Origin of the sequence: Thermoanaerobaculum aquaticum (assembly GCF_000687145.1) — a bacterium.
In the GTDB taxonomy this organism is placed as follows: Bacteria; Acidobacteriota; Thermoanaerobaculia; order Thermoanaerobaculales; family Thermoanaerobaculaceae; genus Thermoanaerobaculum; species Thermoanaerobaculum aquaticum.
In genome coordinates, this window is record NZ_JMFG01000007.1 from 24,361 (window position 1) to 36,237 (window position 11,877).

An 11,877-nucleotide genomic window follows, 5' to 3' on the forward strand; every position below is an offset into this window, starting at 1 on the left:
GAGGGGCCATGAGCACGGATTTGAAGAAGCTTTCGCAAACTCTGGCGGGGTGGATCCCGCCGGAGGACGATGTGGCCAAGGCCCAGGCTTTGGCCGAACGGCTGGGCTTGCCGTTTGATGACCTCTCCAACTTCCGGGTGGACCCTGAGCTTTTGCGCCACATCCCCGTGGACGTGATGCTGCGCTACCAGTTTGTGCCGCTCCACCGGGAAGGGGAGGTGGTGGTGGTGGCTATGGCCGACCCTTCGGACGTGTTGATGGTGGACGAGGTGGAGCTGGCCTTGGGCTCGCCGGTGGAAGTGCGGGTGGCCCCCAAAAACCGCATTGCCGAAATCCTGGAAAAGTCCGAGTCCACCCAGCGGGTTCTGGATGAAGCCACCGAGGACTTCCGCATTCAGCTGGTGCAGGAAACCGACAACGGCGAGGAGGCCCTGTCCATTGACCGCATTGCCGCCGATACCTCGCCCATCATCAAGCTGGTGGACACCATCATTTACAACGCCATCCAGCGCCGGGCCTCCGACATCCACATTGAAACCCGGGATCACGGGGTGATCGTCAAGTACCGCATTGACGGCGTGCTGTACGAGGCCTTAGAGCCCATTGACCGCCGCCACCACGCCACCATCATTTCCCGCATCAAGGTCATGTCGGAGCTGGATATTGCCGAAAAGCGCATCCCCCAGGATGGGCGCTTCAAGTTGCGGATCAAGGGGCGAACCGTGGACTTCCGCGTTTCCATCATGCCCACGGTGTTCGGTGAGGATGCGGTGATCCGCATCCTGGACAAAGAATCGGCCAACCAGGAGTTCCGCAACCTCAACCTGGACGTTCTGGGTTTCGATGCGGAAACCAAGCGCAAGCTGCGCAAGTTCATCCGCGAGCCTTACGGCATGGTGCTGGTCACCGGTCCCACCGGCTCCGGCAAAACCACCACCCTTTACGCCTGCCTTTCGGAAATCGTGTCCACCGAGGACAAGATCATCACCATTGAAGATCCCGTGGAGTACATCCTCCCCGGGGTCACGCAAATCCCCGTGAACGAAAAGAAGGGCTTGACCTTTGCCCGCGGCCTGCGGTCCATCCTGCGGCACGACCCGGACAAGATCATGGTGGGCGAAATCCGCGATGAGGAAACCGCGCAAATTGCCGTACAATCCGCCCTTACCGGGCACCTGGTGTTCACCACCGTGCACGCCAACAACGTGGTGGACGTGCTGGGGCGGTTTTTGAACATGAACGTGGACCTCTACAACTTCGTGTCCGCCTTGAACTGCGTGTTGGCCCAGCGGTTGGTGCGGAAGATCTGCCCCCACTGCAAGCGACCGGCGGAGGTGAGCCCCGAGCTTTTGGAGGAATCGGGCCTGACGCCGGAAATGGTGCGGGGGGTTACCTTTTACGAAGGGGCCGGCTGCCTGGAGTGCAACGGCACCGGCTTTCTGGGCCGCACCGCCATTTCCGAGCTCTTGGACCTTTCCGACAACATCCGCGCGTTGATCCTGGACCGCCGGCCGGCGGCGGAAATCAAAAAGGCCGCCAAGGCTGAGGGCATGAAGTTCCTGCGGGAGTCGGCCCTGGAGCGGGTGTTTGCGGGCGTGACCACGCTGCGCGAGATCAACAAGGTGACGTTCGTGGAATGAGCGCCAAAGACCTCCTCCTCACCCCCCGTCCCCGCCACGCCTTCGCCGTGACCGAGGAAGCCGTGTACTACGGCCTCCTGGACCGGCGGCGAAGCCGCCTGGAGCGGGTGGAAAGCCGCCCGCTCCCCGCCGATGCCGTGCAGCTGGGCCCGGTGGGGCTTCTGCAGGTCAAGGTGGATCGGCTCAAGGCCACCCTGGAAAACCTCAAGGGTCTGGTGGGGGATTTTCCCAAGAGGGCGGCGCTGGTGGTGCCCGACGCCTGGCTGCGGGCCCTGGTGTTGGAGCTGGAGGCTTTGCCCCGGCGGCGGGAGGAGGCGGAGGAGGTGATCCGCTGGCGCCTTAAGAAGCTCCTCCCGTGCCGTCCCGAGGAAGTCAGGCTGGATTACACCCCCTGCGGGGCCAACGGGCGGGTGTTGGTGGTTTTGGGTTTGGACAAGCCCCTTTCGCTTCTGGAAGAGGCGTTTTCCGCGCAGGGTTGCGAGCTGGGGAGCATTGAGCCGGTTTCCATTGCGCTTTCGGCGGTTTTGCCAGCTGCTGCTCGGCCGTTGGTGCTGGTTTCCACGGTGGGGCGGGCCATGGCCATTGTGGTTTTGTCCGACGGGAGGGTGCAGCTTTCCCGCTTGAAGCTCATGCCGCAAGCGGGGGCGCGGGCCCAGAGCTTGGCGCTGCGGGAGCTTTCGCGCACCGCCCAGTTTCTGGCCGACAAGGGGTGGACGGCGGCGGGCTTTTCGGTGGTTTTGGCGGCAGGCGAGGAGAGCTTGGCCAAGGCCGTTCAGCTGTGGGCTTTGGAGCAAAAGGGCGTGGATGTCCGCCGGTTGGGTGAGCCGCCGGCGCCCCCCGCTTTGGTGACCAATCCCTTGATGACGTGGGGCCTGCTTTCGGCGGCGCAACCTGGGGAGGGGGAATGAGACGCCCAAACCTGGCTTCCAAGCCGTTCTTAAACACCAGGCCGGTGTGGGTGGTTTCAGGGGTCATCTGGCTTTTGGCGCTGGCCTTGAGCGGGTATTCGGTGGTGGATTTCCTTTCGGTGCGGGGGCAAGAAAAGGACGCCGGCAGCAAGCTGCTGGCCTTGAGCCAAAAGGCCTCGCTCCTTTCCCAACAAGCCGATGCCCTCAACCGCGAGCTTTCCCGGGTGAACTGGAAAAAGCTCAAGCTGGAGGTGGATTCGGTGGCCCACGCCGCTTCCCAGAGGCAGCTGCGCTGGGGCCGGCTGCTGTCGGACCTGGAAAACGTCACACCCTGGGACGTGCGGCTTTTGAGCATTAACCCCGCGGTGGACGCCAGCGGCAAGGTCACGATCACGCTGGAGGGTGTGGCCACCAGCCGCGAAGCCTGGCTTAAGTTCCTGGGGCGCCTCATGGAGGACCCGCGGTTTGCCAACCCCATCCCCAGGCAGGAGGAAGCACCGGGGACCGGCAGCCCCATGGGGTACGGCTTTTCCTTGAGCGTGACTTACAACCCGGAGGTTGCCACGTGAACCGCTCGGCGTGGTGGAAGTACGTGTGGGTTTGGCTGGTGCCCGCCGCTCTGGTGCTGGCCAACGGCCTCTGGCTTTTGGCTTTGCGTTCGGCGGTTTTGGGACGAGGGGCGGAAGCGGTGGCGCAACTCAAGCAAAAGGAAGCTCACGTAAAAGAGCTGGAGCGGATGGTGCGGGAGCTTTCCGAAACCCAAAAGCGGCTTTCTCAGCTGCAGGAGGAGCTCACCCGCCTGCGGGAGCAGGAAATGGGTCCCATGCGCCAGCGGCTTGTGCCGTTTCTGCAGGAGGTGGTGCTCAGGGCGCAAAAGGTGGGGCTTTTCCCCGAGCGCATTTCTTACGCGGCACGCAAGGACAGCAAGTCGGGGCTGGTGCACTTCACCGCCACTTACGAGCTCACCGGTTCTTACGAGCAGCTCCGCCGCTACATGGCGGAACTGGAAGCGATCCCCCAGTTTGTGGTCATCGAGCGGTTGGGCCTGCGGGGCGAGGGCTCCGCGCAAAGCACCGAAATTTCCCTGCAAATGGTGGTAGGCACGTACTTTTCCGATTGGGATCAGGCGTTGCTGACCCAACTGGGGGCGCAGGAGGCCAGCAGTGCAACTGAGTGATTCCCCGCGGAAGGTGGCGCTGGCGGTGCTGCTGGTGGTGGCGTTGGCCTTCACCGTGGTGTGGCGCCTGCGGCCGGGCTTGGTGCAGAAGGTTCTGCCGGGGGGCGAGAAGCGGGTGGTGCTTTCCCGTTTTGAGGTGCCGCATCTTCCGGCGGCCCCGGCCCCGCCGCCACCCCTGACCGAAGGCGCGGGTCGCAACCTCTTCACCTTTGGGGCACCACCTACCCCCACCCCGGATCCCCGACCCACACCCACGCCGGTGCCTCCGCCCCCCGTAACCCCTGGGCCGCCCCGGCCCACCCCCACCCCGCCAGGGGTTTTGCTTCCCGACGGTCGGCGGTTGCCGCCTCCACCGCCGTTTTCCTTGCCCTACCTGGGTTGGCTGGGACCGCGGGAAAGGCCGGTGGCGGTGTTTCGCGAAGGCAACGATGTGCTGGTGGTGCCCGTAGGCTCTGTGGTGAAGGAAAAGTTCGTGGTGCGGGAGGTTGGCCCCACCGCGGTAACGATTGGCTACCTGGGTTACCCGGAAAACATCACCACCCAGGTGCCGCTGGCGAGGTGACGATGCGAAGGCTTTCCTGGATTGTGGTGCTCACGGTGATCTTGGGCTCCTGCGCCACCTACCGCTACTCGCGGCAGGCGGAAGAGGCCATGACGGGCGATAACTGGGATGCGGCGGTGTACTACCTCTTGGAGGCTCTGGCTGCCGATCCCGGCAACATCAAGCTCAAGATGGACCTGCAACGGGCCCGCACGCGAGCAGCGGAGGAGCACTTCCGGCGGGGCCTGGGGTTTAAGGCAGCCGGAGAGCTGGCCCGGGCCCGCACCGAGCTGGAGCTGGCGGTGCAGCTGGACCCCACCCATCAGTACGCCGAAACCGAGCTTGCTAAGGTGCGCAAGGACCTGGAGATCCTCGCGCAGGAGGGGGGCGCCGCCAAGCTCGAGCAAGCAAAAAAGGCAGCCCGGGAAATGAAGGTCAAACCGCCCATCTTGACCCCGGAAACCGCCGAGCCCATGACCTTAGCTTTCCCCAACCCGGTGAACGTCAAGGATATTTACAACGCCATCGCCAAGGCCTTTGGCTTCAACGTGCTGTACGACCCGCGCTTGAAGGACACCAAGCTGGCTATCGAGCTGAAAAACGTTACCGCCAAGCAAGCGTTGGATAACGTGGTGCAAGCCGCCCAGCACTTTTACAAGGTGCTCGACGAAAAAACCATCATCGTGGTGGAAGACACCCCGCAAAACCGCCGGGATTACGAGGATCTGGTGGTGAAGACGTTTTTCCTCTCCAACGCCGAGGTGAAAGACATCAACAACATGATCCGCACCCTCATCGATGCCCGCCGGGTGGCCACCAACGAGCAGCTCAACGCGTTGGTGATTCGCGATACCGCTGACAAGGTGGCCATCGCCGAGCGGCTCATTGCCGCCAACGACAAGTCCAAGGCGGAAGTGTTGGTGAGCGTGGAGCTCTTGCAGGTGGATTCCTCCAAGCTCCGGGACATTGGTGCGAGCCTTTCGTCCTACAGCTACCCCATCACCCTGGACCCCTCCCGCATTACCGGCAGCGCCGACGAGGCCAGCATCCCCCTCCCCCGCCTGGACGACATCACCCGCTCCATGTGGGGGGTGGTGGTGCCCAACGTCACCATCAACCTCATCAAGTCTGCAGGGCAAGCGGAAACCCTGGCGCAACCGGAGCTGCGCATTACCGAAGGGGAGAAGGGCAGCGTGGTGATTGGCGATCGCGTGCCCATCCCCACCACCACCTTCAACACCTCGCAAACGGTGGGCGGTAACATCGTGCCCATCACCGCCTTCCAGTACCAGGACGTGGGCATCAAGATCAACGTAGAGCCTCGTGTGCACCACAACAACGAGATCACCCTAAAGCTGGAGGTGGAGGTTTCGGAGCTGGGGGAGAGCGTGGAGGTGGCGCAAGGACAGCGCCAACCAAAAATTGGCACCCGCACCATCAAATCGGTGATTCGCTTGAAGGACGGGGAAACCTCGCTGTTGGCCGGGCTTTTGCGCTACAGCAAGCGGGAAAGCAAATCAGGCTTGCCGTTCCTTTCCGATTTACCGGTGATTGGTGGGCTTTTCCGTTCCACCCAGCACGACTTTAAAAAGACCGACCTTATCTTGACCCTCACCCCTCACATCATCCGCAACCCCGACATTACCGAAGAAGACCTGGCCCCCCTGTGGGTGGGCACCGAAACCCGGGTGTCAATTTTTGGCACCGCACCGCGGGTGCAGGGACCGGCGGAGCTGGGCATCTTTGGCCCCGGTCGTGGCCAGCCGCTGTCCCTGCCGGCGGAACAGGAAGGGGAAGGAGTCCCGGAGGAAGCACCACCACTGCGTTTCCAGGAGCAGGAAAAGCCGGACAAGAGCAGCTCGCTGCTTTTGCCTTCACCAGGCCAGGCTCCATCAGCCGAGAAAGGCAAGGAGGGGGGGCTAGCCGCCACCGCTGCTAGCGCCGATGCCGACAGCTTCGGGCTTTCCCGCATCAGCTTTTACCCCCAGCGCTTGCCGGTGCACGTGGGAGCGGAAGCGGGGGTGGTGGTGGTCCTGGAAGCAGGGGTAGGAGGCGCCGATGCTCCGCTGCACCTGGCCTACGATCCGGCGCGCTTGGAGGTGCTGCGGGTGGAGGAGGGGCACGTGACCACCGCGGACGGAGTGAAGGCGGTGACCGTCACCCACACACCGGTTTTGGGGTGGATCACGCTTTCCTACCCGGGAACCGCCACCGGCACCTCCACCCTGTGCAAGCTCACGGTGCGGCCGCGAACCGCCGGTGAGCTGCCCATTATCTTTGCCGGGCCCATCGGTGGTATAACCAGCCAAAACGCCACGGTGGTGGCGGTGCCGCAGGTTTTGGGTTCGCAACCATGAGAAAGCTTCGGCGCGTACGCGGCTTTACTTTGGCGGAGCTGGTGATGGTGGCGGCGCTTCTGGCCATCCTCACGGCCATTGCCGTCCCTACCGCCCGCTTCATGACCCGCCGGGAGCAGGAAGCGGAGCTCAAGCTGGCGTTGCGGCAAATGCGCAACGCCATTGACGAATACAAGCGCCTGGCAGATCAGGGCATGATTCAGGTGGATTTGGGAACCGAAGGCTACCCCAAGAGCCTGGAAGAGCTGGTGGAAGGGGTGGAAATCGTAGGGAAAAAGACCAAGCGCAAGTTCCTCCGCCGCATTCCCGTGGATCCCATGACCGGAAAGGCGGAGTGGGGCTTGCGCTCCTACCAGGACGAACCCGACTCCACCAGCTGGGGTGGACAAAACGTGTACGACGTGTACTCGCTGTCCGAGGCCACCGCCTTGGACGGCACCAAGTACAGGGACTGGTAACCATGGCGTACGGCGAAAGGCAGCGGGGTTTTACCCTCATTGAGCTCATCGTGGTGGTGACCATCATCGGCATTTTGGCCACCATTGCCGTGCCGGCCATGCGCAACGCCCCCATTCGTGCCAAGGAAGCCGCGTTGAAAGCCGACCTTTACACCCTTCGCTCCTGCATTGACCAGTTCCACGGGGACCGGGGCCGCTGGCCCACCTCCCTGGAGGAGCTGGTGAGCATGGGCTACCTGCGCAAGATCCCGGTGGACCCCATCACCGGCTCGGCGGAAACCTGGGTGGTGGTGTACGCGGAAACCACCGGCGACGAAACCGAAAAGGAGCAGGAAGCGGGTCCCGGCATCATTGACGTGCACTCGGGGGCGGAAGGGGTGGCCCTGGACGGCACCCGCTACGCCGATTGGTGATGAACCAAAACCAGCGCGGTTTCACCATGGTGGCGGTGGTGGTGGCCATGGCGGTGATGGCCATCATGATGGGGGTGGCGGTGCAAACCGTCACCTTCCAGCGCCAGCGGGAAAAGGAAGAAGAGCTCATCTTCCGGGGAAACCAGTACGTGGAAGCCATCCGCCTGTTTCGCGCCCGAAACGGCCGGTTTCCGCTAACCCTTAAAGAGCTAGAAGAAGCCAAGCCCCGGGTGCTGCGCAAAGCCTGGACCGACCCCATTACCGGCCAGAAGGACTGGGTGCCGGTGTTTTTGGGGGAGGAGGGGACCGGCTCGGAGGGCCTTGGTATCGGCATTGCGGTCCCCACGCCCCCACCGGGGGAAGAACGCAAGACCGAAGCCCGGGGGCCCATCGTGGGGGTGCGTTCCCGGTCCTGTCAGGAATCCATCAAGGTTTACGAGGGGCGCACCCGCTACTGCGACTGGAAGTTCGTGTTTGATCCCAAGAAGTTCCAGGTCCCTATCCCGGGGCAACCTGGAGGCAAGGCTCGGGATTAAGCAGGGCCCAAATAGGGAGGGAGCATGCTCCGAGCCAGGTTCCTGCTGGCTCCAGTGGTTTTGGGCGCGGAGCTTTTTTCCCGCAGCCCAAGGAGCGCGCATTGCCAGCCGGTGGATCCTTTCCCTTCCTTTTCGCCAGTGCGCGATACTGGATTTTTCGCAACGCAAGCCGCTAAGGCCTGGGTCGTGGCATGCTGAGCCAGCTGGTCCGCGTCTTTCGGCAGCGGTGGCGAGGCTGGATGCAAACCTGCCGGCTTTCTCTCTGTGCCAGGCCCCTGGCTGAATGGTGGGTTTTTGCGGGAGCCTTGGGCCTTTACGTGGTTTGGCTGATATCCACGCTTCCCCAATCCCCCATGGAGTGGGACGAGGTGCTGTTTGTCCGAGGGGTACTGAAGTTTGACGTTGGGGAACACGCCCCGCACCCCCCGGGCTATCCGATTTACATGGGGCTTTCCAAGCTTTTCTTTTTTCTGGGCTCGGATCCCGTACATGCCACGCAGCTGGCCTCGATTGTGGGCGCGGTGCTGGCGCTTTGGGGGATCGGGTGGTTGGGGCGTCTGGTGGGACTTCCTGCCTTGGCGGTTTTTTTCTCCTGCCTGATGGCCACGCTTTCGCCTTGTTTTTCCTTTGCCGCTAACTTGGGGCTTTCGGACATGCTGGCCACAGGCTTGGCGATGCTGGCCGTGGCCACGTTGCTTTGCTTGGAGCAAAAGCCCACCTGCAGCACGGCGGTGCTGGCCGGAGCCATGACCGCCCTGGCCTGTGGGACCCGGCCTCAAATTTTTCTGGCGCTCCTGGGTCCTTGGGCGCTGGTAACCTTGAGGCTTTCCCGAAAGCGCGTGTACCGCTGGCTCTGGTCTTTGCCGGCGGCTTTGCTGGTAAGCCTTGTCGTTTGGTTGCCGGTGCTGCGGCTCACCGGCGTTAATCGCTTTCTCGCCGCCAGCCGCTGGCTGGCCTCCTGGATGGATGCCCACGAGTACCTCTCTCGCTTCCCCGCTTTGCCGTTTTCTCGTTTTGTGGCGGATTGGCTGGTGCGACCCCTGGGGAGCCAAGCGCTGGCGGTGTGTTTTTGGCTGGCCTGTGTGGCGGGTGGGTGGCTCCTCTGGCGCCGGGGGTACGGCCGCCTTGTGGCGCTGCTTTTAGCTTCCGGCGGCGGGTACTTGCTCCTGGCCCCCTGGACCATGACCGCCGAAGCCGCCGTGCGCTACGCCCTTCCCGCTTACGCATTGCTTTCGCCTTTGGCTGCCGGTTTGGTCTTGCCCACGCATTGGCTGCAGGGGGCCGGGGTTCTTTTGCTGGGCACCTGGATGCTGGCAGCTTTTGCTTGGATCTTACCGGCCTTGACCTTGCGCGCCGCCGAACCTAACCCGGTGTGGGCCGCGTTGTCCTGGGTGCGGGAAACCCAGCAGCCCCAGGTGGTATTTGTGAACGGCGGCATTCGCCCTCACGCCCTCTTTGTCCTGCAACCCGCAGGCTTCCCGGTGGAAGTGGGAGACCCCCAAAACCCGGCTCCCGGACTTTGGGTCCGCTCCCCGGCGCTTGCTCGCGGTTCCCAGGTGCTTTTTTCCGCTTCCTGGCCCGAGCCCAAAATCGGCCATATGGCCCGCCGCCGCTACCTCTCCGCGGAAGTGGTGCGTGTGGCTCCCGCGTCAGGTGTTTCCGTCCCAGCGCGCCCAAAGGGTGGGAGCCGGTAACGAGCCCTTTTTGCGACAGTTGGCTAGACTAGGGAGCATGAGAATCTTGGTCATTGAAGACGACCGCAAGACTGCAGGCTTTTTGCGCAAGGGCTTAACCGAAGCGGGCTTTGTGGTAGATGTTGCGGAAACCGCGGAAGATGGTCTGTTTCAAGTTACTTCGGCAAGCTACGACGCGGTTTTGCTCGACGTGATGCTGCCGGATAAGGAAGGCTGGTGGGTGCTTGGGGAAATGCGGCGCCAGGGACTCCACGTGCCGGTGATTTGCCTGACCGCTCGCGGCTCGGTTCCGGATCGGGTTAAGGGCCTGGAGCTGGGGGCCGATGATTACGTGGTCAAGCCCTTTGCTTTTTCCGAGCTTTTGGCGCGGCTGCGGGCGGTGCTGCGGCGGACCCCCGAGCCCCGGGAGGAGGTGATTCGGGTTGCCGATCTGGAAGTCGACCTCACCCGCCATCGGGCAACCCGGGCCGGAAAGCTTCTGGATCTCTCGGCCAAGGAGTTTGCGCTTTTGGCGTTGCTGGCGCGAAGAGCGGGGCAGGTCCTGACCCGCACCATGATTGCCGAGCTGGTGTGGGACGCTTCCTTCGATTTCGATAGCAACGTGGTGGATGTGGCCATCCACCGGCTGCGGGAAAAGGTGGACAAACCCTTTGCCTTTCCGCTCATCCACACCTTGCGGGGTGTGGGCTACGTTTTAGAACCCCGAGAAAGCCCGGAAAAACATGCGCGCTAACGTTTCCATGGCGGCCCGCTTGACGGGTCTTTTTGTGTTCCTTTCGGTGGTGCTTTTGGGCGCGGTTTTGGTGGCCTTTTACTGGCGGGTGGAGCACCACCTGCACGAAGAGCACGAGCGTTTGCTGGCGGAGGTGGCCAACACGCTGGCTTCCGTTCCGGTGGAGCAGCTGCGGAACCGGGTGGGTTTGGAGCGAGCTTCGCTGCCGAAAGGCAAACCGGTGCTTTTTGCCCCCAACCGCTACGGGTTTCGCCTGCAGGCCAAAACCGGCGAGGTTTTGGTGGAAACGCCCGGGATGAGTGAGCTGCCGGCAACCGTTTGGCCCCAGCTCCCTGCTGGAGGCCCTGGCGGTCACAATACCCATCCCCAGGCCATTGCCCCTGACAGGTTCGTGGTGGTGGCGTGGCGACCCTACGCCATGACCGGCGGCGCCGAAGGGCTATTGTTGGTGGCCTTAGACGTGAGCGACGACGTGGATCTCTTGCGGGACATCAGGAACTCCAGCTTGGTCATGGTGGTGCTGGCGGTGGGCTCGGCCACGCTTTTGGGTTTGCTGGGGGCAAGAAAGGGCATGGCGCCCTTGCGGCGGCTCACCGCCGAAGTGCAGCACGTTTCAGCTTCAGACCTTCAGGTGCGGGTTGCCGATTATCATTACCCCCAGGAGCTGCGAAGCCTCGTCCAGGCTTTTAACGGTTTGATGGAAAGGTTGGAAAAGGCCTTTGGCGACCTAGCTTCTTATTCCGCCAACTTAGCCCACGAGCTGCGCACACCGCTGGCGGTGCTGCGGGGGGAAATGGAAGTGGCGCTTTTGGGCAACCGCACCGAAGCGGAATACCGGGCGGTTTTGGAATCGGCCTTGGACGAGCTGGACCGGTTGGCGCGCCTGGTGGAAAAGCTGCTGTCTTTGTGCCGCGCGGATCGCGGGGAAATGGCCCTGCAAAAGCGGTGGCTGGCGCTGGAGGGCGAGGCCAAAGCGGTGCTGGAGTTTTACCGTCCCCTGGCCGAGACGCAAGACGTCAGCTTGGTTTTGGAGGGGGAGGGTCAAGCCTTTGTGGACCGCGACCTCTTCCGCCAAGCCCTGGCCAACCTGGTGGCCAACGCTTTGCAACATGTGAGCGCCGGTGGCACCGTCCGGGTGCGGGTAAGCCAGGATGAAGGGCGCAGCGTGGTCACGGTGGCCGATGACGGGTGTGGCATTGACCCGGAAATCATGCCCTTCCTGTTTCAGCGCTTTCCGCCAATTCCCAGGCGGAAGGGGAGCGGTCTGGGTTTGGCAATCGTCCGCTCCATTGTGGAGCTTCACGGAGGAGGCGTCACCATCGCTGACGCAAACCCCCGGGGAACCGAGGTGCACCTGTGGTTTCCCATTGGTGGGGCAGATATTAAACAAGTGTAACTTTCCCGTCATGTTCTTGTAAGA

At 62.9% G+C, this 11,877-nt stretch carries 12 protein-coding genes; all 12 read left to right on the top strand.

The annotated features are described in order from the left end of the window. Positions 1–8 precede the first annotated feature (8 nt). The 12 genes from EG19_RS03070 (at position 9) to EG19_RS03125 (ending at position 11,853) form a co-directional block, all read left to right on the top strand. A complete protein-coding gene (locus tag EG19_RS03070) occupies positions 9–1,640 on the top strand; it encodes a GspE/PulE family protein (RefSeq protein WP_038047389.1) in 1,632 nt (543 codons plus the stop codon). Beyond that, complete coding sequence (locus tag EG19_RS03075; RefSeq protein WP_038047394.1) at positions 1,637–2,548, top strand: type IV pilus biogenesis protein PilM; 912 nt, start codon at positions 1,637–1,639, stop codon at positions 2,546–2,548. Before EG19_RS03070 ends, EG19_RS03075 begins: the two co-directional genes overlap by 4 nt. Next, positions 2,545–3,117, top strand: a complete 573-nt coding sequence (locus EG19_RS03080; protein ID WP_038047396.1) for a hypothetical protein — start codon at positions 2,545–2,547, stop codon at positions 3,115–3,117. The genes EG19_RS03075 and EG19_RS03080 overlap by 4 nt, the downstream gene beginning before the upstream one ends. Further along, positions 3,114–3,725: a type 4a pilus biogenesis protein PilO gene (pilO, locus tag EG19_RS03085; RefSeq protein WP_038047399.1), complete on the top strand. Its 612-nt coding sequence runs from the start codon at positions 3,114–3,116 to the stop codon at positions 3,723–3,725. Before EG19_RS03080 ends, pilO begins: the two co-directional genes overlap by 4 nt. Continuing rightward, entirely contained in the window at positions 3,712–4,287 is a 576-nt protein-coding gene (locus EG19_RS13850; protein WP_152543884.1) for a hypothetical protein, read from the top strand. The genes pilO and EG19_RS13850 overlap by 14 nt, the downstream gene beginning before the upstream one ends. 2 nt (positions 4,288–4,289) lie before the next feature. Next, positions 4,290–6,623 (top strand): secretin N-terminal domain-containing protein, encoded by a 2,334-nt coding sequence (locus EG19_RS03095; RefSeq protein ID WP_038047402.1) that lies wholly within the window; start codon positions 4,290–4,292, stop codon positions 6,621–6,623. Then, entirely contained in the window at positions 6,620–7,081 is a 462-nt protein-coding gene (locus tag EG19_RS03100; RefSeq protein ID WP_038047403.1) for a type II secretion system protein, read from the top strand. The genes EG19_RS03095 and EG19_RS03100 overlap by 4 nt, the downstream gene beginning before the upstream one ends. A gap of 2 nt (positions 7,082–7,083) precedes the next feature. Beyond that, positions 7,084–7,494: a type II secretion system protein gene (locus tag EG19_RS03105; protein ID WP_038047408.1), complete on the top strand. Its 411-nt coding sequence runs from the start codon at positions 7,084–7,086 to the stop codon at positions 7,492–7,494. After that, on the top strand, positions 7,494–8,030 hold the full coding sequence (locus EG19_RS03110) for a prepilin-type N-terminal cleavage/methylation domain-containing protein (protein ID WP_038047413.1): 537 nt from the start codon (positions 7,494–7,496) through the stop codon (positions 8,028–8,030). Before EG19_RS03105 ends, EG19_RS03110 begins: the two co-directional genes overlap by 1 nt. A 239-nt stretch (positions 8,031–8,269) precedes the next feature. Continuing rightward, entirely contained in the window at positions 8,270–9,724 is a 1,455-nt protein-coding gene (locus tag EG19_RS03115) for a hypothetical protein (RefSeq protein ID WP_152543885.1), read from the top strand. Positions 9,725–9,761: 37 nt separating this feature from the next. After that, positions 9,762–10,457: a heavy metal response regulator transcription factor gene (locus EG19_RS03120; RefSeq protein ID WP_038047464.1), complete on the top strand. Its 696-nt coding sequence runs from the start codon at positions 9,762–9,764 to the stop codon at positions 10,455–10,457. After that, the gene (locus tag EG19_RS03125; protein ID WP_053334818.1) at positions 10,447–11,853 is read left to right on the top strand and encodes a heavy metal sensor histidine kinase; all 1,407 of its coding nucleotides are present in this window, start codon (positions 10,447–10,449) and stop codon (positions 11,851–11,853) included. Before EG19_RS03120 ends, EG19_RS03125 begins: the two co-directional genes overlap by 11 nt. The last annotated feature ends 24 nt before the right edge of the window (positions 11,854–11,877 follow it).

Bases quoted from the DNA above. Each gene is read 5' to 3' on its own strand.
- EG19_RS03080 (WP_038047396.1), top strand. From the start codon at position 2,545: ATGAGACGCCCAAACCTGGCTTCCAAGCCGTTCTTAAACACCAGGCCG.
- EG19_RS03100 (WP_038047403.1), top strand. From the start codon at position 6,620: ATGAGAAAGCTTCGGCGCGTACGCGGCTTTACTTTGGCGGAGCTGGTG.
- EG19_RS03110 (WP_038047413.1), top strand. From the start codon at position 7,494: ATGAACCAAAACCAGCGCGGTTTCACCATGGTGGCGGTGGTGGTGGCC.
- EG19_RS03105 (WP_038047408.1), top strand. From the start codon at position 7,084: ATGGCGTACGGCGAAAGGCAGCGGGGTTTTACCCTCATTGAGCTCATC.
- EG19_RS03120 (WP_038047464.1), top strand. From the start codon at position 9,762: ATGAGAATCTTGGTCATTGAAGACGACCGCAAGACTGCAGGCTTTTTG.
- EG19_RS03125 (WP_053334818.1), top strand. From the start codon at position 10,447: ATGCGCGCTAACGTTTCCATGGCGGCCCGCTTGACGGGTCTTTTTGTG.
- EG19_RS03095 (WP_038047402.1), top strand. From the start codon at position 4,290: ATGCGAAGGCTTTCCTGGATTGTGGTGCTCACGGTGATCTTGGGCTCC.
- EG19_RS03075 (WP_038047394.1), top strand. From the start codon at position 1,637: ATGAGCGCCAAAGACCTCCTCCTCACCCCCCGTCCCCGCCACGCCTTC.
- EG19_RS03115 (WP_152543885.1), top strand. From the start codon at position 8,270: ATGCAAACCTGCCGGCTTTCTCTCTGTGCCAGGCCCCTGGCTGAATGG.
- EG19_RS03070 (WP_038047389.1), top strand. From the start codon at position 9: ATGAGCACGGATTTGAAGAAGCTTTCGCAAACTCTGGCGGGGTGGATC.